The 21231-nt window shown below is 69.3% G+C and carries 20 protein-coding genes and 1 pseudogene; 11 read left to right on the forward strand and 10 right to left on the reverse strand.

Annotation, left to right across the window (positions count from 1 at the left end; genetic code table 11):
• Positions 1-54: 54 nt before the first annotated feature.
• Complete coding sequence (locus QMK30_RS33765; RefSeq protein ID WP_349362140.1) at positions 55-798, reverse strand: hypothetical protein; 744 nt, start codon at positions 796-798, stop codon at positions 55-57.
• A gap of 442 nt (positions 799-1240) precedes the next feature.
• Here QMK30_RS33765 and QMK30_RS33770 point away from each other — a divergent pair, with 442 nt between their 5' ends.
• The 6 genes and pseudogenes from QMK30_RS33770 to QMK30_RS33795 form a co-directional block, all read left to right on the forward strand.
• A complete protein-coding gene (locus QMK30_RS33770; RefSeq protein WP_283522154.1) occupies positions 1241-2140 on the forward strand; it encodes an iron-sulfur binding domain-containing protein in 900 nt (299 codons plus the stop codon).
• Positions 2141-2278: 138 nt separating this feature from the next.
• On the forward strand, positions 2279-2836 hold the full coding sequence (locus tag QMK30_RS33775; protein ID WP_283522155.1) for a SigE family RNA polymerase sigma factor: 558 nt from the start codon (positions 2279-2281) through the stop codon (positions 2834-2836).
• Positions 2824-3486 (forward strand): hypothetical protein, encoded by a 663-nt coding sequence (locus QMK30_RS33780; RefSeq protein ID WP_283522156.1) that lies wholly within the window; start codon positions 2824-2826, stop codon positions 3484-3486. Before QMK30_RS33775 ends, QMK30_RS33780 begins: the two co-directional genes overlap by 13 nt.
• Positions 3487-3497: 11 nt before the next feature.
• Positions 3498-4199, forward strand: coding sequence for a two-component system response regulator CseB (gene cseB / locus QMK30_RS33785; RefSeq protein ID WP_283522157.1), 702 nt, complete (start codon positions 3498-3500; stop codon positions 4197-4199).
• 58 nt (positions 4200-4257) lie between these two features.
• Positions 4258-5550, forward strand: a complete 1293-nt coding sequence (cseC, locus tag QMK30_RS33790; RefSeq protein ID WP_283522158.1) for a two-component system sensor histidine kinase CseC — start codon at positions 4258-4260, stop codon at positions 5548-5550.
• Positions 5551-5860: 310 nt separating this feature from the next.
• Positions 5861-6190 (forward strand): annotated as a pseudogene (locus QMK30_RS33795) (TetR family transcriptional regulator); the annotation flags it as partial.
• Here QMK30_RS33795 and QMK30_RS33800 read toward each other — a convergent pair.
• On the reverse strand, positions 6187-6882 hold the full coding sequence (locus QMK30_RS33800; protein WP_283522159.1) for a M23 family metallopeptidase: 696 nt from the start codon (positions 6880-6882) through the stop codon (positions 6187-6189). The pseudogene QMK30_RS33795 and the gene QMK30_RS33800 sit on opposite strands and share 4 nt — an antisense overlap.
• A 422-nt stretch (positions 6883-7304) precedes the next feature.
• Here QMK30_RS33800 and QMK30_RS33805 point away from each other — a divergent pair, with 422 nt between their 5' ends.
• Positions 7305-10598, forward strand: coding sequence for an NACHT domain-containing protein (locus QMK30_RS33805; RefSeq protein WP_283522160.1), 3294 nt, complete (start codon positions 7305-7307; stop codon positions 10596-10598).
• A 17-nt stretch (positions 10599-10615) separates the two neighbouring features.
• Here QMK30_RS33805 and QMK30_RS33810 read toward each other — a convergent pair whose 3' ends face one another.
• Positions 10616-11008 carry an ATP-binding protein gene (locus tag QMK30_RS33810; RefSeq protein WP_283522161.1) on the reverse strand — a complete coding sequence of 131 codons (393 nt, stop codon included), beginning with the start codon at positions 11006-11008 and terminating at the stop codon, positions 10616-10618.
• A gap of 275 nt (positions 11009-11283) precedes the next feature.
• Here QMK30_RS33810 and QMK30_RS33815 point away from each other — a divergent pair, with 275 nt between their 5' ends.
• The 3 genes from QMK30_RS33815 (at position 11284) to dacB (ending at position 14115) form a co-directional block, all read left to right on the forward strand.
• Positions 11284-12186 (forward strand): helix-turn-helix domain-containing protein, encoded by a 903-nt coding sequence (locus QMK30_RS33815; RefSeq protein WP_283522162.1) that lies wholly within the window; start codon positions 11284-11286, stop codon positions 12184-12186.
• Positions 12183-12362, forward strand: a complete 180-nt coding sequence (locus QMK30_RS33820) for a DUF397 domain-containing protein (RefSeq protein ID WP_283522163.1) — start codon at positions 12183-12185, stop codon at positions 12360-12362. The genes QMK30_RS33815 and QMK30_RS33820 overlap by 4 nt, the downstream gene beginning before the upstream one ends.
• A gap of 139 nt (positions 12363-12501) precedes the next feature.
• Complete coding sequence (dacB, locus tag QMK30_RS33825; RefSeq protein ID WP_283522164.1) at positions 12502-14115, forward strand: D-alanyl-D-alanine carboxypeptidase/D-alanyl-D-alanine endopeptidase; 1614 nt, start codon at positions 12502-12504, stop codon at positions 14113-14115.
• Positions 14116-14247: 132 nt separating this feature from the next.
• Here dacB and QMK30_RS33830 read toward each other — a convergent pair whose 3' ends face one another.
• Positions 14248-16776, reverse strand: a complete 2529-nt coding sequence (locus QMK30_RS33830; protein ID WP_283522165.1) for an ATP-dependent Clp protease ATP-binding subunit — start codon at positions 16774-16776, stop codon at positions 14248-14250.
• Between the two features lie 449 nt (positions 16777-17225).
• Between QMK30_RS33830 and QMK30_RS33835 the strand changes: the two genes are divergently transcribed.
• On the forward strand, positions 17226-17828 hold the full coding sequence (locus QMK30_RS33835) for an SCO3374 family protein (RefSeq protein ID WP_283522166.1): 603 nt from the start codon (positions 17226-17228) through the stop codon (positions 17826-17828).
• Here the strand turns inward: QMK30_RS33835 and QMK30_RS33840 are convergent.
• The 6 genes from QMK30_RS33840 to QMK30_RS33865 all read right to left on the reverse strand — a co-directional run bounded on the left by QMK30_RS33840 (position 17807) and on the right by QMK30_RS33865 (position 21231).
• Complete coding sequence (locus tag QMK30_RS33840) at positions 17807-18142, reverse strand: histone-like nucleoid-structuring protein Lsr2 (protein WP_283522167.1); 336 nt, start codon at positions 18140-18142, stop codon at positions 17807-17809. The genes QMK30_RS33835 and QMK30_RS33840 overlap by 22 nt on opposite strands.
• 144 nt (positions 18143-18286) lie before the next feature.
• On the reverse strand, positions 18287-18829 hold the full coding sequence (locus tag QMK30_RS33845) for an amino-acid N-acetyltransferase (protein WP_283522168.1): 543 nt from the start codon (positions 18827-18829) through the stop codon (positions 18287-18289).
• Positions 18830-18838: 9 nt separating this feature from the next.
• On the reverse strand, positions 18839-19351 hold the full coding sequence (locus QMK30_RS33850; RefSeq protein WP_283522169.1) for a BlaI/MecI/CopY family transcriptional regulator: 513 nt from the start codon (positions 19349-19351) through the stop codon (positions 18839-18841).
• 121 nt (positions 19352-19472) lie between these two features.
• Entirely contained in the window at positions 19473-19658 is a 186-nt protein-coding gene (locus QMK30_RS33855) for a hypothetical protein (protein WP_283522170.1), read from the reverse strand.
• Between the two features lie 14 nt (positions 19659-19672).
• Positions 19673-20233 carry a hypothetical protein gene (locus QMK30_RS33860; RefSeq protein ID WP_283522179.1) on the reverse strand — a complete coding sequence of 187 codons (561 nt, stop codon included), beginning with the start codon at positions 20231-20233 and terminating at the stop codon, positions 19673-19675.
• A 191-nt stretch (positions 20234-20424) separates the two neighbouring features.
• Positions 20425-21231, reverse strand: a complete 807-nt coding sequence (locus tag QMK30_RS33865) for a type III pantothenate kinase (protein ID WP_283522171.1) — start codon at positions 21229-21231, stop codon at positions 20425-20427.

Here is a 21231-nt window from a genome sequence, read left to right on the forward strand (position 1 = left end):
TGCCGCACCCCCTCGGGGGTGCGGCACTCACGCGTTGTCAGTCCTTCTTCGTCGTCAGTCCTTCTTCACCGAGAACGTGGCCGGCGCCTTCACGCCCGCCATCTCCACCAAGTAGGTACCGTCGCCTGCGGGCGTCGCGGGCGGCGTCGCGCACTTGGGGCCGCTCTTCTTCAGGTCCCATTCGACGGTGTGCTTGACGGTCGTCTTCCCGGGGACGCGGAGCAGCAGCGCTTCGGGCGCGCGCGGGCAGTCCTCGGAGGACCACACCTCGTTGTTGTCGTCATCGGTGATGGTCAGCACGGCTGCCTTCGGCCCGAAGTCCATCTTGCAGGTGCTGGCCGAGGTGTTCTTCGCGATCAGTTCGAACTTGGGCTTCTCGCCCGGCTCGTACTCGTTCCTGATGCTGCGTACGGACAGTTCGATGACGCCCGGGGTGCAGCTCGGAAGGCTGGAACTCGCGGGCACCCGCTGACCGGCGCCGCCACCACCGCCACCACCGTCGCCGGTGTCGCCGTTGCCGTCGCTGCCTCCGCCGCCGCCCGGGTCAGTGTCCCCCCGGTCGCCGCCACCGCCATCACCGCCACCGCCATCGGTGCCGCCACCGCCGTCGCTGCCACCGGTGCCGCCCGGCTCGTCGCGCCCGCCGGGGCCCTCACTGATGGCCGGGCCCGACGAGGAGGGGCCCGGGGTGATGGCGGACGGCTCGGGGCTCGCACCACCGCGGCCCTCGTCCTTACTGCCCTTGTCCCCAACGGAGATGACGGCCCATAGGACCAGCACCGCGAGCAGGGCGAGCAAGGACAGGCCTACTGCCCTCCGGCGCCAATAAATGGAGGAGGGAAGCGGCCCGACTGGATTGCGCAGTGATCCCACGGCACAAACCTTACGAGAGATCGGCGCCAACTCCCGCCCCACCCGCCGCCCGTCTCCGCAACTTTTCCCGATCATCATTCCAGCCCACGGCTGACGCACCGTTAACTGTCCTCAGGTGCGGCGCCCGACGATCGCTCCATGTGACGGCCGGGCGACCTTCCGTACGTTCGGCGGTCGCCGACCTGGCTCCAGCACCTCGCGGAGACGCGGAGATGCGGGGATGCAGTCGTGGGGTCCGCGCCCCTGACGATCGTCAGGTGTTGCCCAGGTCTCGCCCAGGGGGCGTCCGGCGGGTCTCCGCCACGGAGATCCGCCGGACACCCCCTCGTCCACGTGCGGGCCGAAACATGCCAGGATCGCCAGTGCCATGACTGCGACCAGTGACACCGCCACCACCACAGCCCTCCACTCCCCCGTCATCGCGTGGTTCGACGTGCACGCCCGTGACCTTCCCTGGCGACGCCCCGAAGCGGGGCCCTGGGGGGTGATGGTCAGCGAGTTCATGCTCCAGCAGACGCCGGTCAGCCGGGTACTTCCGGTGTATGAGCAGTGGCTCGCCCGTTGGCCGCTGCCCGCCGACCTGGCCGCCGAGCCGCCCGGTGAGGCGGTACGGGCCTGGGGCAGGCTCGGATATCCGCGGCGTGCGCTGCGGCTGCACGGGGCGGCCGTCGCGATCACCGAGCGGCACAACGGCAAGGTGCCGAGCGAGCACGCGCGGCTGCTCGCCCTGCCCGGCATCGGCGAGTACACGGCCGCGGCCGTCGCCTCCTTCGCGTACGGGCAGCGGCACGCCGTCCTGGACACGAACGTCCGCCGGGTGTTCGCCCGCGCGGTCTCCGGCATCCAGTACCCGCCGAACGCCACGACGGCCGCCGAGCGCAGGCTCGCCCGGTCGCTGCTCCCCGAGGAGGACGAGCGAGCAGCGCGCTGGGCCGCCGCCTCGATGGAGCTCGGCGCGCTGGTGTGCACCGCGAAGAGCCCCGACTGTTCGCGCTGTCCCGTGTCGGAGCAGTGCGCGTGGCGGTTGGCCGGCAAACCCGCGCACGAGGGGGCGCCGCGGCGCGGGCAGACCTACGCCGGTACGGACCGTCAGGTGCGCGGCAAACTCCTGGCCGTACTGCGCGAGGCCATCGAGCCCGTTCCGCAGGCCTCGCTCGACGCGGTGTGGGACGAGCCGGTCCAGCGGGCGCGGGCCCTCGACGGGCTGGTCGCGGACGGGCTGGTGGAGCCCATGGAAAGCGGTGTCTACCGGCTCCCCCTCGGCTGATCTCATCGCCGTTACACAACCGACGGCCAGCCGTGCGTCTGTCGAGGGCTGACCCGCACAACCCCGTGACAACGCCTCCGTAGCGTCCTGGGACGTAAGCAGTTACGGGGTTTGTCAGTGGGACGGAGGCGGTTCTGAATGGCGCACGGCGAGGTGCTCGAGTTCGAAGAGTACGTACGCACCCGGCAGGAGGCCCTGCTGCGGAGCGCCAGGCGGCTCGTCCCCGACCCGGTCGACGCCCAGGACCTCCTCCAGACCGCGCTGGTGCGCACGTACGGCCGCTGGGACGGCATCGCGGACAAGTCCCTGGCCGACGCCTACCTGCGCCGCGTCATGATCAACACGCGTACCGAGTGGTGGCGTGCGCGCAAGCTCGAAGAGGTTCCGACCGAGCAGCTGCCCGACGCGAGCGTCGAGGACGGCACCGAGCAGCGCGCGAACCGCGCACTCCTGATGGACATACTCGGCGTGCTGGCACCCAAGCAACGCAGCGTGGTCGTGCTGCGACACTGGGAGCAGATGAGCACGGAGGAGACGGCCGCCGCGCTCGGAATGTCGGCGGGTACGGTCAAGAGCACACTGCACCGGGCACTCGCCCGGCTGCGGCAGGAGCTGGAGAGCCGTGAGCTGGACGCGCGCGTCTTCGAGCGCGCGGGGCACGGTGACGGACGGGGGCGGGAGCGGTGCGCGGCCTAGCGAAGCGCGGCAGGTGCACATGGGCGGCGAGTGGCACGGCTCTGGCCGGCCTCGCCGCCGTCGGCCTGTTCGCCGTGTCATGTGATGCGGGCGGTACGGGCACGCGCGACGCGGGCCCGGCCCGCACCGACCCGGTCGCCCGCGCGACGCCGTCCGACGGCGCGACGACGCCTCCGGCGGCCAAGCGGGTGAACGCCGTGGCGCTGCTCCAGGAGGACCCGAAGGTCAGCGAAACGGTCAAGCGCGACCTGAAGCCGTGCGTCAAGGACGAGTACCCGGTCGACACGTCGTACGGGAAGCTCACCGGCAGCACCGACAACGACGTTGTGGTGAATGTGATGACGTGCGGGGATGCCGTGGGCATCGGTACGTATGTGTATCGCGAGCAGGGCAATTCGTACGCGAATGTCTTCGCGGCCGAGGCCCCCGCCGTCTACGCGGAGATCGACCGCGGTGATCTGGTCCTGACCAAGCCGGTCTACGGGAAGAACGACCCGATGGCATATCCGTCGGGCGAAGAGGTGATCACGTACCGCTGGTCGGGGAACAAGTTCACCGTGCACGATCAGGTGCACAACGACTTCAGCCGCGCGGTGGGCGGGGACGGCGACGAATCCGCCGCGCAGCCGAGCGTCCCGACGGAGAACTGAGAGAGCAGCGGATGGCCGAGACCCATGTCCTGTTTGTGGAGGACGACGATGTCATCCGCGAGGCCACTCAGCTCGCGCTGGAGCGCGACGGCTTCGTGGTCACCGCGATGCCCGACGGCCTGTCCGGCCTCGAAGCCTTCCGCAGCAACCAGCCCGACATCGCGCTGCTCGATGTGATGGTGCCCGGCATCGACGGCGTGAGCCTGTGCCGGCGCATCCGCGACGAGTCGACGGTGCCGGTGATCATGCTGTCGGCGCGGGCCGACTCGATCGACGTCGTGCTCGGCCTGGAGGCCGGCGCCGACGACTATGTGACGAAGCCCTTCGACGGCGCGGTGCTGGTCGCCCGCATCCGCGCGGTGCTGCGCCGCTTCGGGCACGCGGGCGGCCCGGCCGGTGGCCCCGAGGAGGGCCTGGGTCCCGACCGCGGGCTGCTGGTCTTCGGCGACCTGGAGATCGACACGGAGGGCATGGAGGTCCGCAAGGACGGCGAGCCGGTCGGCCTGACGCCGACGGAGATGCGGCTGCTGCTCGAATTCTCCTCAGCGCCCGGCACGGTCCTCTCCCGCGACAAACTCCTTGAGCGGGTCTGGGACTACGGGTGGGGCGGCGACACCCGGGTGGTGGACGTCCATGTCCAGCGGCTGCGCACCAAGATCGGTCAGGACCGCATCGAGACGGTCCGCGGCTTCGGGTACAAGTTGAAGGCATGAGCCACCGCCCCCTGTCTGCCCCTGGCGCTGCGACCTCTCGTACGGAACGGGACTCCGCATGAGGCGCTTCGCCCTGCGCACCGGCGTCCGCTGGAAGATCAGCATCGCGATCGCCGGAGTCGGCGCGCTCATCGCGATCGCACTGAGCCTGGTCGTGCACAACGCCGCCCGCGTCTCGATGCTCGACAACGCCCGCGAGGTCCAGATCGAGCGGCTGCAGTTCGCCCAGCGGTGGTACGAGTCCGCGCGGGAGCCCAGGTTCGGCACGAAGCTCAACGATCCCGCGCTGCCCCCGGAACTCAAGGCGAGCACCGAGCGGGGCCGCCGCGCCACCCATGTCGCGGAGAGCCCGAACGGCGTGCCCGACGTATGGGCCGCCGCCCCCCTCGGCAACGGTGACGTGCTGTCCCTGCACACCCCGTTCACCGACCGCTCCACCGCGATCATGGAGGACCTGGACCGCGCCTTGGTCATCGGCTCGGTCTCGGTCGTCTTCGGCGGCTGCGCCCTGGGTGTGCTGATCGGCGGCCAGTTGTCCCGGCGGCTGCGCAAGGCGGCCACCGCGGCCGGCAAGGTCGCCCAGGGCAATGCGGACGTACGCGTACGGGACGCCATCGGCGGTGTCGTACGGGACGAGACCGATGAGCTCGCGCGCGCCGTCGATGCCATGACCGACGCGCTCCAGGAGCGCCTGGAAGCGGAGCGCCGGGTCACCGCGGACATCGCGCACGAGCTGCGCACCCCGGTGACCGGCCTGCTCACCGCCGCCGAACTGCTGCCGCCCGGCCGCCCCACCGAGCTCGTACGGGACCGGGCGCAGGCCATGCGGACGCTGGTCGAGGACGTGCTGGAGGTGGCGCGGCTCGACAGCGCCTCGGAGCGGGCCGAGCTGCAGGAGATCGCCCTCGGCGAGTTCGTCGGCCGCCGGGTCGTGCGCCTCCACCCGGACGCGGTGGTGCGGGTCGTCCACGAGTCCTGGGTGAGCACCGACCCCCGCCGCCTGGAGCGCATCCTCGGCAATCTCCTCGGCAACGCCGCCAAGCACGGCAAGGGGCCGTACGAGGTCACCGTCGAGGGCCGGGTGGTGCGGGTGCGCGACCACGGACCCGGTTTCCCCGAGGCACTGCTCAAGGACGGGCCGAGCCGGTTCCGTACGGGCAGCAGCGACCGGGCGGGCCGCGGCCACGGCCTCGGCCTGACGATCGCGGCCGGTCAGGCCCGCGTCCTGGGCGCACGGCTGACCTTCCGCAACGCGCATCAGAACGGCGGGGCCATCGCGGTGCTGTGGCTTCCCGAGCACGCGCCGACCACCACCGGCAGCTACCCGATCGTGCGGCTGCCGGCCAAGTAGCCCGTCGTCCCCTGGAGTCGGCGGCCCGGTACACGGCATCTCCGCCGCCCGGCGGCTCGTCCCGGTGCCGGCACGCAGCACCAGGCACCTCCAGGCGCCTCCATGCACCACTGACAACGGCCCCCGGTGCGTACACCGGAGGCCGGAATCATGAGGTCACACGTCACGGCGTCACGGCGTCACCGCGGTCGGTCAGGCGTTTTCCTTCGCCAGCTCCCGGCCCGGGGCCACCGGGCGGGCAGAGTCCGTGGGGCCTGCGACCGGACCCTCGGCCGGCTCCGGGCCCGCGCCGCGCAGCGGCACCTCCTTCACGAAGAAAGAGATCCTGACCCGCTACAGCCGGGCCCTCGCCGCCGCCGCCCCGCTCTTCCGCTTCATGCAGGAGAACCAGGCGACGATGCGCGACCTGAGCATCGGCGAGACGTTCAAGGAGCGGATGCTCGTCATGCTCGACCTGGTCAAGGAGCCGGATTCGGCGCTGAAGGACCAGGTCCGCTGTATCAGCGCGCTCTTCACGATGCACGCCGGCATGTTCGTCCTCAAGGACGTCGAAGGCGACCCCGAGGAGAAGCGGCTGGCCGTCCTCGAAGTCGCCATCGACCTGGTGACCCAGGCGCACGGGCACGCACTGAAGAGCTAGACGCTGACGCCCTCCGAGCGGAGGTAGGTCACCGGGTTGATCGCGGTGCCGTAGTTCGGCGTCGTACGGATCTCGAAGTGCAGGTGCGGCCCGCTGGAGTTTCCGGTGTTGCCGGAGAGCGCGATGCGCTGGCCGGTCTTCACCTTCTGCCCGGGGTGCGCGTCGACCTTCGACAGGTGGGCGTACTGCGAGTACGTGTTGTTGTCGTGCTTGATCACGATCGCGTTCCCGTACGCCGGGCCGTCACCGGCCCCGTTCGGCCCGGACTTCACCACGGTGCCGCCGTGCACGGCCTCGACCGGGGTGCCGATCTTCACCGCGAAGTCCTGCCCGGAGTGCTTGCTGGCCCACATGCCGCCGCCCTTGCCGTACGTAGCGCTGAGCGAGTAGTGATCGACCGGCTCGCCCCAGGCTGCGGGAGCCTTCTTGGCGGTGGCCTTCTTGGCAGCCGCCTTCTTGGCAGCCGCCTTCTTGGCGGTGGCCTTCTTGGCAGCCGCCTTCTTGGCGCCCGCGGCGGCCTTGGCCTGGGCGTCGGCCTGCTTGGAGACGGACGAGGCGGCGGATCCCTCGGCGGCGAACGCCGTCCCCGTCGTCCCGAGCACCATCGTCGCCCCGAGTCCGGCGGCCACCAGGGCTGCACGGGTACGGATGGACGACGAGCCGGCAAGGGAGAAGATGTCGCGCTTCGGCATGCGGAAGAAACCTCCGGAGATAAGAACGAACCCGGCAAACCGCCGAGCTGCCTCACCTTGGTAACCCGCACCCCCGCCCCGCCTCAAACCGCCCATCTACTACCCCGGGCCGTAGGCGTGGCGACAGCAATCCGACCCTTGACGGCTGCCGACGCGTTCTGCAGGGGGATTCGAAATAAAGGCTCTCGTCATGGTTTAGCCCCACACCGGAACCCAGCGAATCGGGCATACGCCCAGGTTCCGCACCCCTTACGCACACCGGACCGAAGGTCCCGCCGACCGCCACCCGGAAGTCCCCTGACCGACTGGGAACACGCCAACTATTCCCCTTCGTATGCCGCGAACAGCCTGTGCGCCTTGTCACCGCCACGCCCCTCGATACGCTTCCCCATCGGACAGCGCAGGCCTCAGGGGGACGGCACGTGGAACCGGCAACCATCGGCGCCAGGCTCGTATCGGGCGCCGTAGCACCGCTGATCAAAAAGCTCTTCGTGGCCGAGGGGCCGGGCGCAGGCCTGGTGGACAAGCCGATCCGGCTCGCCGGATACGTCTCCTTCAAGGGCGAGAAGCGCACCCTCGCCCAGGGCGACCTGCGCAAACTCGCAGCCGAGCTGGTCAAGCAGGCCGTACGGGCGGGCGAGCGGCCGGTGCCGACCGGTGAGGACGCCGCGGTGATCGACGCCCTGACCGCCACGCTGTACGCCGTCGGGGACCTCGCCCTCAGCGACCTCGACGCCGTCCGGCTGGGCCACACTGCCCTGGCCCGCGAACTGCGCCGCGCGGGCGGCGCACCGGAGCGGCACCTGTCGGCGGACGCGACGTACTTCTACGAGCGCCTGCTCGACACCACCTGCCTGCACATCCTGAACTTCTTCACCCAGCGCTCGACCTTCGTCGCCGCGACGCTGGTCACCCAGAGCCGCCGCCAAGGCGAGCTGATCGCCAAGGTGGACGCGCTGATCGCGCGCAATCCGCTGCCGGGGGCGGAGGACGTGGCGTTCGAGCAGCGCTATCTGGCGCACATCGCGAAGAAGCACAGCAAGCTGACGATCTTCGGCATCGACCTCAGCAACTCACCGGGGAAGTGGCCGCTGGACGCGGCGTATCTGAGTCTGGAGGCGACGGTCGGCGCCTTGCCCCCCTTGCCCGACTGGGCGCCGCTCGGGGATGCGGCCACCGGCCTGGACGCCGCTCCCGGACCGGAGAGCCGGCGGCCGGAGACGCGCGACATCAGCTGGGCGCTGAAGAGCGGGCGGATGGGGACGCACGAAATCGAGGCTGCGCGGTCGATCCTCTTGGCCCTCAACGAGACCAGCCCCGCCGACCAGGCCCTCGCCGCCCACGAGCGCGTCCTGCTGCGCGGCGAGGCCGGCTCCGGCAAGACCACCCTCGTCCAGTGGCTCGCCGTGTCCGCCGCGCGCCAGGACCTCGACGACCGCATGGCGTACCTGCACGACCGCGTCCCCTTCGTCCTGCCCCTGCGCACCCTCACCCGCCACGGCGAGCGCCTCCCCGCCCCCAAGGACTTCCTGGCCGCCGTCGACTGCCCTCTCGCCGGTGAGCAGCCCACCGGCTGGGAGGCGCGGGTGCTCACGGCGGGCCGCGGCCTGGTCCTGGTCGACGGCATCGACGAGATCCCGGACGCCGAACGGTCCCGCACGCGCGCGTGGCTCGGCGAACTCATCGACACCTACCCCGGCAACCGCTGGCTGGTCACATCCCGCCCTTCGGCCGTACGGGAGGACTGGCTCGACGACGAGGACTTCACCGAACTCACCCTCTCCCCCATGAGCCGGGCCGACGTGTCCTCGTTCATCAAGCGCTGGCACACGGCCGCGCGCACGGGCTCCGAGGACGACGAAGCCTTGACGGAATACGAGCGCCAACTCCTCGCCGCAGTACGGGCGAAGCCCGATCTCGGCCGCCTCGCCACCAGCCCTCTGTTGTGCGGCCTGATCTGCGCCCTGCACCGCGACCGCCGCGGCTTCCTCCCGCTGGGCCGCAAGGACCTCTACATCGCGGCGCTCTCGATGCTGCTCGTACGCCGCGACCGCGAGCGGCACATGGGGGTCCCGGACCTGCGCGAGGAACCGCAACTCCAGCTGCTGCAAAGGCTCGCGTACTGGCTGATCCGCAACGGCCGTACGGTCATGGACCGTTCACGGGCCGTGCGCATCATCATGGACGCTCTCCCCGGCGTTCCTGAGCTGGCCGCGCTGGGCGACCCGAAGGCGGTCTTCGAACACTTCCTGCACCGCAGCGGCCTCCTGCGCGAACCGTCCCCCGGAACCGTCGACTTCATCCACCGCACCTTCCAGGACTTCCTCGGCGCACGGGCGGTCGTCGACGAGGGCGACTTCGGGGTACTGGTCGCGCACGCGGCTGACGATCAGTGGGCCGACGTGATCCGCATGGCGGTCGCCCACGCCAGGCCGCGCGAGCGTGCGGAGTTCTTCACCGACCTGCTCACGTACGGCGACGCGCACCCGGACGTCACCGTCCGCACCCGCGTCCGCCTGCTGGCGGCGGCCTGCCTGCAGGATGCCGCCGAACTCTCCCCGCTCGTACGCCAAGCGGTCGAGAAGGGAGCCGCAGCGCTGATCCCACCGCGCAACGCCGAAGCGGCCCGCGACCTCGCGGCAGCCGGGCCGATGATCCTCGACCTGCTGCCGGGGCCGGAGACGCTGGACTCGTCCACCGCGCACGATGTCGTCGTCGCCGCGTCCCATGTGGCATCGGACCTCGCGATCCCCTTCCTCGCGCGATTCTGCGGACATAAGTCCGCGCTGGTCCGGGCCCAGCTCATCTGGTCCTGGGCCCGGTTCGAGACCGGCCCGTACGCCGAAGAGGTCATCGCGCATATCGACCCCGAAGGCCTGTACTTCACGGCCTCGACGGACGAACACCTCGCGGCTCTCGGCGCACTCGGCGCCCGGCCGATGCTCGACGCGAAGGGCGAACTGTCCGCGCTAGCCCTGCGCACCTACACGTCCGACGCCTCGCTCACCCACGTCCGCATCCGCGGCAACCCGTCCCTGACGGATGTGTCGTTCCTGCGCGGCCAGGACCGCCTCCACATCCTGTCCATCACCGACTGCCCCCGGCTCACCGACCTGACCGGAATCGCCGGGCTGCCCCTGCGTGGGCTCACCGTGGACCTGACAGTCCACACCGGCATCAGCCCTCTGACGGCGCTGGCGGGCCTGGAGTCCCTCAGTCTCTACGGCGAAGGAATCGCCTGGTCCATGACCGACCTCCCCCGGGAAGCCCCCTTGCAGTCCCTGGACCTGAGCCATCTGGCGGCGCCGACCGACGGACTGGGCGAACTCGGCAGGTACGGAGAGCTGGAGTCCCTCCATCTCGGCCTCGGATCGCATCCTCAGGCCCCGGACTGGGCAGCCATCGGCCGACTGACCCGGCTGTCCTACCTGGAGACCACCGGGGATTCGCTTCTCTCCGCTCCCCGTTCGCTGTCCGTGCCCGCCGTCACGGACCTTTCTCTTCTGGGCGACATCTCCTCGGCCATGCTCGTCGGGGTTTCCAAGCTCTTCCCCAACCTGGCTCGCCTGGAACTCAGTTCGCCCGCGCCGGAGATCGACCTCACACCAGTTGCGGCTCTGTCACAACTCCGGAGCATCCGCCTCTTCGGCAGCCCCCACAGCGTGCACGGCCTCGACCAGCTCCCGGAGAACGTCACGGTGTACAGGCACGGGTAGGAACGCAGTTGACCTCATCACCGGTTGAGCTGAAACCACACCCCCTTCCCCCGCCCTGTGCTCGTCACTCCGCACAGATCCGACAGCGCGGTCACCAGAAACAGCCCGCGCCCGCCGGCGTCCGCGGCCCGTGCCCGCCGGGGTGTGGGCAGCGTGAAACTCTCGTCGTAGACGGCGACCCGCACATGGGTCGCTTCGACGGCGGTTCTGAGGTGCACGTCGCCTGCCGCGTGCTGGTGCACGTTCGTCACCAGCTCCGAGGTGCACAGGGACGCCGTATCCGCCAAGTCCCCCAGCCCCAGGGTCTCCAGTGCGCTCCGCACGAAGTCGCGGCAGATCTTGGGCGAGCTGGCGTTGCCGGGGGTGAAGAGGGTGTAGGACTGCGGGAGTTCATGCTCAGGTACGCCCACGAGACGCCTCCAAGGCGTTGGGTTCACAGCTTCGACTGATGGATTACGCCCGGCCGCAGTGGCCTACCGCCCCCGCACGATGGATCGGGCGGTGCGCTTCCGTGGCCAGGCATGGTTGTGCTGCGTCGACAGCGGGCTTCCAACATCTCTGTGTGAGCGTCGCCACACCCAAGGTAGCGAATAAGGGGTTACATGTTCAACCTTGTCTGTGAGATTGGTGGACCGAAACCTCACACCGGGGCAAACTGAGCCCCACACTCCAAGGAGAGTCCGCATTGGCGCTGCGAACCACCACCACCGAACGGCAACGCCGACTCGGCGTAGAACTGAAGAAGTTGCGGGAAGATGCCAAGCTCACCGCACATGAGGGCGGCGCTCTCATCGGGATGGGCCGCGTGCACTTCACCCACGTCGAAGGCGGCAACACCGCCATCTCCGCAGAGCGAATTCGCACTCTCTGCACCTCATATGGGGTTACTAGTTCTACCTACGTTGACGCCCTGGTAGACCTGGCAGAGCCCTCCGGCAAAGGCTGGCGGAACGGGTACAAGGGCCAGATCCCGCCCTCCGCAATCGACTTGGCCGAGTTGGAGTCAAAGGCCACCGACCTCCGCTCGTACGAATCGCTGTTCCTGCCTGGTCTCTTCCAGCTGGAGGAGTACACCCGGTCCATCTTCCAAGCCAGCGATGCAGTCACCACGTCCGAGGGCATCGAATCGGCGGTCCGCTTCCGGATGCAGCGTCAGGATGTCCTCACCGCAGGCGGTGCACCGACCGTCCACGCAGTGGTTCACGAAGCAGCGCTCCATATGCGTTTCGGCGGAGCCAAGGTGATGCGTCGACAGCTCCTACGCCTCGTAGAACTGGCCGAGCTGCCCCACATGACCATCCAGGTCTTCCCGTTCACAGCCGATGCTGTCTCGGCGCTCACGACGCCGTTCTGCCACATCGGCTCTCACGGTGGCGCGCTGGAGACCGTACTCGTGGAGCACCCAGCGGAGTCGATGTTCCTGCACGGCTCCGAATCAGTCGCGAAGTACCGCCGACAATTCGACAGGCTCAGCGCCGCCGCACTGCCGCCGATCGACACTGCCGTGCTGACCGTCAAGCAAGCGTCCCGCGATTCGCTCGGCCTGATCCAGCACATCCTCTACACCCTCCAGGAAGCCCGTTCATGACTCACCTCGACTGGCAGAAGTCCACATTCAGCGGCGACCAGGCCAACTGCGTCTACGTCGCCCCCGCCCCCGACGGCACCATCCGCCTCCGGGAGAGCGATGATCCGGACGTCATCCTCACCACCACCCCCCACGCACTCGCGGCCCTGATACGCGCGACCCAGACCGAGGCGTAGCGCGGGCGCCGGGGTCGCGGGAGCGGTGGGCGCCGGGGGTGGACGACGTTCATCACCCGCGCCAACCACTCACGCCACCACCCGCGTCAACCACTCGCCTCCTTCCCCCCGCCGCCCCCGTCCGGGATGCTCCTGTGCCATGAGCAGACCCGTGAGCACACCGCGTACGCGTCTCCCCCATCCCCGTTCCCGTTCCCGTGCCCGTGCCTGGATCTGGCCCGTGTCCATCGGGCTCGCCTGCACGCTCACCTGGAGCTCGCCCGCCGGGGCAGGTCCCTCCGACGGCGGCATCAAGGGCGCCATCGACACGATCCTCACCGACCCCCGCCTCGACGGCGGGGCCGCGGGCGTCGTCGTCGCCGACGCCGCCACCGGCGAGGTCCTCTACCGGCGCGACGCCGCCGACCGCCTGATGCCCGCGTCCAACACCAAGCTGCCCACCTCCACCGCGGCCATGGCCCTCCTCGGCCCCGACTACCGCTACCGCACCGACGCGCTCTCCACCGGCAGCCGCCACGGCTCCGTCCTGCGGGGCGACCTCTACCTCCGCGGCAGCGGCGACCCGACGACCCTCGCCAAGGACTACGACCGGCTCGCCGCCGAGGTCGCCGAGTCGGGCATCAAGCGCGTCACCGGCCGTCTCGTCGCCGACGACACCCGCTTCGACACCCAGCGCCTCGGCCGCTCCTGGGCCGCCGACGACGAGTCCGCGTACTACTCGGCGCAGATCTCCGCGCTCACCGTCGCCCCCGACACCGACTACGACTCCGGCACGGTCATCGTCGAGGTCGCGCCCGGCGCCGCGCGGGGCGCCCGCCCGAAGCTGACGCTGACCCCGCGCACCGACTACGTGGACCTGGACATCCGCGCCACCACCGTCCCCGCCGGTGGCCCCAACACGCTCGCGGTCGAGCGCCGGCACGGCTCCAACACGATCAGCGTCACCGGCAACGTTCCCGTCGGCGCGGGCACCACCAAGGAGTGGGTCAGCGTCTGGGAGCCCACCGGGTACGCCGCCGAGGTCTTCACCGACGCCCTCGCCGCCCACGGCGTACGCATCACAGGCCCCGCCCGCCTCGGCCGTCCCACTCCCCCGGGTGCGCGCACCCTCGCCACGCACAGCTCCATGCCGCTCAAGGAGCTGATGCGCCCGTTCATGAAGCTGTCCAACAACATGCACGCCGAGGCGCTCACCAAGACCCTCGGCTACGAGACCACCGGCGACGGCAGCTGGGCGGCCGGGCTGGCGGCCATCACCGGCCACCTCAGGAAGGAGGGCGTCGACCCGGCCACCCTGCGCCAGGTCGACGGCTCCGGGCTGTCCCGGATGAACAACATCCCCGCCGGACAGTTCGCCGCGCTCCTGCTGTCCGTGCGGGACGCGCCCTGGTACGCCGACTGGCGCGCGTCCCTGCCGGTCGCCTGCTCACCCGACCGCATGGTCGGCGGCACCCTCCGCACCCGGATGTGCGGCACCCCGGCCGCCCTGAACGCGCGGGCGAAAACCGGCTCCCTGACGGGCGCCTCGGGCCTGTCCGGGTACGTTACGGACGCGAACGGGCGCGAGCTGGTCTTCAGCATCGTCCTGAACAATTACTTGGCCGCGTCGGTGAAGAGCATCGAGGACGCGATCGTGGTCACCCTCGCCTCGTCCGGCGAGGACGACACCAGGCTCGTACGCCCCCGGCCCGACCGCGCCGCCACCCCCGCCGCCGACCTCGAATGCAGCTGGCGCAAGCCCGCCACCTGCTGACGCCGTAGGCCTGCGCCCGTACCCCTGCGCCGTACGACAAGGCCGTACCCCGAAGGGGCGGCCCCGGGACCATTGCTGGTTCCGGGGCCGCCCCTTCAGGACTGCACACACTCACATGCGCTCGGGCGCGGGTTACGCGTCCTTCGTCATGTTCGGGCCGGCGGTGCCGCCCGTCGCGGACTCGATCGGGGGGACGTCGGGCAGTGCCGACTTCTCCTCGCCGCGGAAGGTGAACTTCTTCGCGTCACCCTCGCCCTCGGTTCCGACGACCACGATGTGACCGGGGCGCAGCTCACCGAAAAGGATCTTCTCGGAGAGGATGTCCTCGATCTCCCGCTGGATCGTCCGGCGCAGCGGCCGGGCGCCCATGACCGGGTCGTAGCCCTTCTTCGCGAGCAGCGACTTGGCTTCCGAGCTGAGCTCGATACCCATGTCGCGGTCCTTGAGCCGCTCATCCACCTTGTCGAGCATGAGGTCGACGATCTGGATGATGTCTTCCTCGGTCAGCTGGTGGAAGACGACCGTGTCGTCGACACGGTTGAGGAACTCGGGCCGGAAGTGCTGCTTGAGCTCTTCGTTGACCTTGTTCTTCATCCGCTCGTAGTTCGACTTGGTGTCGCCCTGGGCGGCGAAGCCCAGGTTGAACCCCTTGGAGATGTCCCGGGTCCCGAGGTTGGTCGTCATGATGATGACCGTGTTCTTGAAGTCCACGACGCGGCCCTGGGAGTCGGTCAGGCGACCGTCCTCCAGGATCTGCAGAAGGGAATTGAAGATATCGGGGTGGGCCTTCTCGACCTCGTCGAAGAGGACGACCGAGAACGGCTTCCGGCGCACCTTCTCGGTGAGCTGGCCGCCCTCTTCGTAACCCACGTAACCGGGGGGAGAACCGAAGAGACGGGAAACCGTGTGCTTCTCGCTGAACTCCGACATGTCGAGGGAGATCAGTGCGTCCTCGTCGCCGAAGAGGAATTCGGCGAGCGTCTTGGAGAGCTCGGTCTTACCGACACCGGACGGGCCGGCGAAGATGAACGAGCCACCGGGGCGCTTCGGGTCCTTCAGGCCTGCTCGCGTACGGCGGATCGCCTGCGAGAGGGCCTTGATGGCGTCCTTCTGGCCGATGACGCGCTTGTGGAGCTCGTCCTCCATGCGCAGCAGGCGCGAGGACTCCTCCTCGGTGAGCTTGAAGACCGGGATGCCCGTGGCCGTGGCCAGCACCTCGGCGATCAGCTCGCCGTCGACCTCGGCGACGACGTCCATGTCGCCGGCCTTCCACTCCTTCTCCCGCTTGGCCTTGGCCGCGAGGAGCTGCTTCTCCTTGTCGCGCAGCGAAGCCGCCTTCTCGAAGTCCTGCGAGTCGATCGCGGACTCCTTGTCCCGGCGGACATTCGCGATCTTCTCGTCGAACTCGCGGAGGTCCGGCGGTGCGGTCATCCGGCGGATGCGCATCCGGGAGCCCGCTTCGTCGATCAGGTCGATCGCCTTGTCGGGAAGGAAGCGGTCGGAGATGTAACGGTCGGCGAGCGTCGCGGCCTGGACCAGCGCTTCGTCCGTGATGGACACGCGGTGGTGGGCCTCGTAACGGTCGCGCAGGCCCTTGAGAATCTCGATCGTGTGGGAGAGGGAAGGCTCTGCCACCTGGATCGGCTGGAAGCGACGCTCCAGCGCCGCGTCCTTCTCGAGGTGCTTGCGGTACTCGTCGAGCGTCGTCGCACCGATGGTCTGAAGCTCACCACGCGCCAGCATGGGCTTCAGGATCGAGGCGGCATCGATCGCGCCCTCGGCGGCGCCCGCACCCACCAGGGTGTGGAGCTCGTCGATGAACAGGACGATGTCGCCGCGGGTGCGAATCTCCTTCAGGACCTTCTTCAGGCGCTCCTCGAAGTCACCGCGGTAGCGGGATCCGGCGACGAGCGCACCGAGGTCCAGGGTGTAGAGGTGCTTGTCCTTGAGGGTCTCGGGCACCTCACCCTTGACGATGGCCTGCGCGAGTCCCTCGACGACCGCCGTCTTTCCGACGCCGGGCTCGCCGATGAGAACCGGGTTGTTCTTCGTACGGCGCGAAAGCACCTGCATGACCCGCTCGATCTCCTTCTCGCGCCCGATGACCGGGTCGAGCTTGGATTCGCGAGCGGCCTGCGTCAGGTTGCGGCCGAACTGGTCCAGGACGAGCGAGGTCGAGGGCGTGCCCTCGGCCGGACCGCCTGCGGTGGCCGCCTCCTTGCCCTGGTAACCGGAGAGCAGCTGGATGACCTGCTGCCGCACCCGGTTCAGATCGGCGCCCAGCTTCACGAGGACCTGGGCTGCGACGCCCTCGCCCTCGCGGATCAGGCCGAGCAGGATGTGCTCGGTGCCGATGTAGTTGTGGCCGAGCTGAAGGGCCTCGCGGAGCGAAAGCTCCAGGACCTTCTTGGCACGGGGAGTGAAGGGGATGTGGCCGGAAGGGGCCTGCTGCCCCTGCCCGATGATCTCCTCCACCTGCTGGCGGACCGCCTCGAGCGAAATCCCGAGGCTCTCCAGTGCCTTAGCGGCGACACCCTCACCCTCGTGGATAAGGCCCAGGAGGATGTGCTCGGTGCCGATGTAGTTGTGGTTGAGCATCCGGGCTTCTTCCTGAGCCAGGACGACAACCCGCCGCGCGCGGTCGGTGAACCTCTCGAACATCGTTAATCGCTCCTCAGAGCGGTCAGGCAGTGAGAGGGGTCGGTCCCCTCCCTGTCCTTCCGCATGCTAGTCCCGTGGGACGGGACAGCTCATTCCAACTGCCGACATCCGTCCGGATCCGCCGCCTGCGCGAGGAATCCTCTGCCGAACAGCCGACAACTGCTCCAACCTGATGGTGCGAGACGATGTTCCCGCAGGCCAAGCAGATACCCGTGCAACCAGTACGCCGATGGCGAACGTGAGACGGCTCGGCCAGCGTGTCGCCCCTTCCCACTAGGAATGTCTTACCCGCAAGGACTGACACTCCATGCGGCGCGCGCCGGTTCCCTCCGCTACGGGCGAACACCCTCGCGCCGCCGAACGCCTCCACACGCCCCTCGCGCATCAACAGAACGCGTTCGCGCACGGACAGAGCGTAACCTCGGGGCGTTTTGGGAGTTGGTCCGGACATGACGCCCACCGTTCCACTCCCGCGCACACCGCTGCCGCTCGAAGACGCGGACGGTACTGCCCGATGGTACGAACACGAGCTCGGCTGGGCGGTCGCCGGAGGCCGGCCGGTGGAGCTGCTGACGGGGCTGCGCTTCGACGTACTGGAGCTGCCCGCCGACGCGGGTTTCGCGGTATTGCGGCGCTGCGGGGCACAGCTGGGGCCGGTCGCCCTCCTGGGGCAGCGCATGCGCCTGCTGGTCGCCGCGGGCAGTGCGGAGGAGCTGCCTGGGCTCCTCGACTGGCTTGAATGGGGTGGTGTGGCCCTCGCACTGCGCGCCCTCGGCGCGGGCGGGCGGATGACAGCCCCTGCCCCGCCGGGACGGGCGGGCCCACAGGGGGCCGCCGTGTGGCTGCGACCCCCCGAGCCGGGGCACGAGGTGGAACCGACACTGCCGGCCTTCGCGGGTCTCGGGTGCCGTGGGGAAGCACCCGATCTCGTACGACTCGTGGGCACGGCAGCGACGGAATGCCACCGGGCCCGGTTGTTGCGTGCGACTGTGCATTACCGGGGGTCATCCCCCGGATCCGCAGCAACTTCTCAGCCGTTGGCCTTCTCATAAGCTTCACGAATGTCGGCGGGTACGCGACCGCGGTCATTCACGTTGTAACCGTTGGCCTTGGCCCACTTACGGATCTCGGCGGTGTTCTGGTTGCCACCGGCAGTCGCGCGCGTCTTGCCGCGACCCGAGGAAGCCCTGCCACCAGTACGACGGCCGCTCTTGGTGTACGGGTCGAGCAGACCGCGCAGCTTGTCCGCGTTGGCCGTAGTGAGGTCGATCTCGTACGTCTTGCCGTCGAGAGCGAACGTCACGGTCTCGTCGGCCTCGACGCCGTCGAGGTCGTCAACAAGAAGGACCTGAACCTTCTGTGCCACCGGATTTCCTTTCATCGAAAATGCAGTACGCGGAAAGGAAACCGCTTTTCCCTGGAAAACACAAACCCCCGGTCGAGGTTCACTACCTCAAGAACACGGGAAACGTGCGCGTTTCGGACATAGGGTTCCGGCGCCTTCTGGCGATCACAGGTGCAGAAGCATCCGACTGTTGCCCAAGGTGTTCGGCTTCACCCGTTCGAGACCCAGGAACTCCGCCACACCCTCGTCATAGGAACGCAGCAGCTCACTGTAGACATCTCCGTCAACCGGCGCCTCACCGATCTCCACGAAGCCGTGCTTGATGAAGAACTCGACTTCGAAGGTGAGGCAGAAAACCTTCCGAACGCCGAGCCATCGAGCGGTCTGCAGCAGCTTGTCCAGTACTTGATGCCCGACTCCCGCGCCCTTGAAGTGCGGGTCCACGGCGAGAGTTCGCACTTCGGCGAGGTCTTCCCACATGACGTGCAGAGCCCCACAGCCGACCACAGTGGCATCCTCGTCGCGTTCCGCGACCCAGAACTCCTGGATGTCCTCGTAAAGCGTGACGTTCGCTTTGTCGAGCAGGATCCGCTTCTGTGCGTACGTGTCCACGAGGCTGCGGACGGATGGCACATCACTGGTCCTCGCCCGGCGGACGGTGATGGCTTTTTCGGCGGCATTGGGAAGCACGGGAAGCTCTGTGGGCATACGACGACGCTATCTTCCCGCGCCGTCCGCGTTCTCGGCGCCCTCCATGCCCTCAGTTGTGCCCTCCGCGTCCTCTGCGGGCTCATCCGCGGGCCGATCCGTAGGCCCGTCCGTGGGCCTCTCCGCGCGTTCAACGGGATCGACGCGGGCCTCGGTGGGGTCGTCGCCCTGAACGACGCGCATGGCATCCCGCAGAGCGACACGCTGCTCCGTCGACATCATGCCGAAGAAGGCGACCAGGGCCGAGGCGGGGTTGTCACTCTGCGACCAGGCTTCGTTCATCAGTGCGGCCGAGTAGGCGGCCCGGGTGGAGACCGACGTATATCGATAGGCGCGGCCGTCGACTTCCCTGCGGACCCAGCCCTTCTGATGGAGATTGTCCATTACGGTCATCACGGTGGTGTAGGCGATGGACCGTTCCTTCTGAAGGTCCTCAAGAACTTCCCGGACAGTCACCGGGCGGTTCCACTGCCACACGCGTGTCATGACCGCGTCTTCCAGGTCTCCCAATTGGCGGGGCACAGCGCCACCATAGTGGGAGATAAGGGTTACGGCCGGTTATTTGCGCAGCGAAAAGGGCGTACGGCTCGAAGCGAGCTGTACGCCCTCGGGAACGCGGGGCCCGGCGGGTGGGACGTGCGGGTCAGGCGTCGCCGGCCCTGGGGGCCCTGGCCTGCTGCGCGGACTCGGCGCGGACGATGGCGGCGTCCACGGCCGCATCCTCCTTGCCCTTGTTGGAGCCACCCTGGGTCTTGATGATCGTCATGACCAGGGCGATGAAGAATGCGGCCATCACTACCGGGGGCAGGAGCGCGGAAACGTAGTCCATGCCGTCCAGAGTAGCTACCCGGCGGCCCATTGTTCCGGCGGGGGGACGGGGTGACGGCGGGGCGGGAACACCTCGGAGGGCTTGGGCATCGGGCGGCCGGGGTGCGGGAATCGGTCAGGCACCGGCTCCTTGGGGCGCGGCTCATCCGCGGCGCGTCCGCCGGGCAGCGCGAGCAGCCGGGTGCGCGGGGCCGGGGCGGCGCTGCGGCCGGCCAGGCGGGCCCGCAGCGACAGCTCGGCGACCACCTGGCAGCGGCGCAGCAGCGCGGCGCCCACCGGGAGGTGGCGCAGCGTGCGCAGCGCCACCAGGTCGTCGGGGACGGGCTGGTACCCGGCGGCCAGGGCGTCCTGGAGCAGCTCCAGGTATCCCGGGGCGGCGGCGGGGAGCGCGGCGCGGTAGCGGGCGAGGTCGGCGAGGAGGAACGCGCGCAGCCTGCCGGCCTCGCGGACCGCCTCGTCCACCGAACCGGCGAGGCGCAGGACGTCCCGGACGTCCTCGTCGGACAGCGGGGTGGGATGGAGGGCGGTGGCGAGGGCGCGTCGGAGCACCCGCAGCTCGTCTGCGCTGAACGCCATGCCGCCGCGGGATCCGTATGGCGTGGGCATGAGGTGACGATACGTGCCAATGGGACAAAATCGGTTTAAGCGATGTACGGCGGCGCGGCGCGGAGGGCGCCCCCTCGCCGCCGCGGAACCCCCGGCGTCACAGGGCCCACGCCGCCGCGGAGCCCCCGGCGTCACCACGCTCGGCCGGGGGCCGCCGGCCGCTACATGCGGGCCATGTTCCGTTCGTACACCAGGCGCAGGCCGATCAGGGTCAGCCACGGCTCGTGCTCGTCGATGACCGACGCCTCGCCGAGGATGATGGGGGCGAGGCCGCCCGTCGCAATGACGGTGACATCGTCCGGGTCGCCCGTCGGGCCGGTCAGCTCGCGCGCCATGCGGGTGACCACGCCGTCGACCTGGCCCGCGAATCCGTACACGATGCCGGACTGCATGGCCTCGACCGTGTTCTTGCCGATCACGCTGCGCGGCCTGGCCAGTTCGATCTTGCGGAGCTGGGCGCCCTTGACGCCGAGCGCCTCGACGGAGATCTCGATGCCTGGCGCGATCACCCCGCCCGCGTACTCGCCGCGCGCCGATACGGCGTCGAACGTCGTCGCCGTGCCGAAGTCGACGACGATGGCCGGGCCGCCGTACAGCTCGACCGCCGCGACCGCGTTGATGATGCGGTCGGCGCCGACCTCCTTGGGGTTGTCCATGAGGATCGGCACGCCCGTCTTGATGCCCGGCTCGACGAGCACGGCCGGTACGTCGCCGTAGTAGCGGCGGGTCACCTCGCGCAGCTCGTGCAGGACGGACGGGACGGTGGAGCAGATCGCGATGCCCTCGATGCCGTCGCCCAGTTCGTCGCCGAGGAGCGGGTGCATACCCATCAGGCCCTGGAGGAGTACGGCGAGTTCGTCGGCGGTGCGACGGGCGTCGGTGGAGATCCGCCAGTGCTCGATGATCTCCTCGCCGTCGAACAGGCCCAGGACGGTGTGGGTGTTGCCGACATCGATGGTGAGCAGCAT

The organism is Streptomyces sp. H27-C3 (assembly GCF_030063415.1).
Classification (GTDB): Bacteria; Actinomycetota; Actinomycetes; order Streptomycetales; family Streptomycetaceae; genus Streptomyces.

Excerpts from the sequence above, each read along its gene's own strand:
- QMK30_RS33770 (WP_283522154.1), top strand. The coding sequence starts at position 1,241 with ATGACTGCGACCAGTGACACCGCCACCACCACAGCCCTCCACTCCCCC.
- QMK30_RS33775 (WP_283522155.1), top strand. The coding sequence starts at position 2,279 with ATGGCGCACGGCGAGGTGCTCGAGTTCGAAGAGTACGTACGCACCCGG.
- cseB (WP_283522157.1), top strand. The coding sequence starts at position 3,498 with ATGGCCGAGACCCATGTCCTGTTTGTGGAGGACGACGATGTCATCCGC.
- cseC (WP_283522158.1), top strand. The coding sequence starts at position 4,258 with ATGAGGCGCTTCGCCCTGCGCACCGGCGTCCGCTGGAAGATCAGCATC.
- QMK30_RS33800 (WP_283522159.1), bottom strand. The coding sequence starts at position 6,882 with ATGCCGAAGCGCGACATCTTCTCCCTTGCCGGCTCGTCGTCCATCCGT.
- QMK30_RS33820 (WP_283522163.1), top strand. The coding sequence starts at position 12,183 with ATGACTCACCTCGACTGGCAGAAGTCCACATTCAGCGGCGACCAGGCC.
- dacB (WP_283522164.1), top strand. The coding sequence starts at position 12,502 with ATGAGCAGACCCGTGAGCACACCGCGTACGCGTCTCCCCCATCCCCGT.
- QMK30_RS33830 (WP_283522165.1), bottom strand. The coding sequence starts at position 16,776 with ATGTTCGAGAGGTTCACCGACCGCGCGCGGCGGGTTGTCGTCCTGGCT.
- QMK30_RS33835 (WP_283522166.1), top strand. The coding sequence starts at position 17,226 with ATGACGCCCACCGTTCCACTCCCGCGCACACCGCTGCCGCTCGAAGAC.
- QMK30_RS33845 (WP_283522168.1), bottom strand. The coding sequence starts at position 18,829 with ATGCCCACAGAGCTTCCCGTGCTTCCCAATGCCGCCGAAAAAGCCATC.
- QMK30_RS33855 (WP_283522170.1), bottom strand. The coding sequence starts at position 19,658 with ATGGACTACGTTTCCGCGCTCCTGCCCCCGGTAGTGATGGCCGCATTC.
- QMK30_RS33860 (WP_283522179.1), bottom strand. The coding sequence starts at position 20,233 with ATGGCGTTCAGCGCAGACGAGCTGCGGGTGCTCCGACGCGCCCTCGCC.
- QMK30_RS33865 (WP_283522171.1), bottom strand. The coding sequence starts at position 21,231 with ATGCTGCTCACCATCGATGTCGGCAACACCCACACCGTCCTGGGCCTG.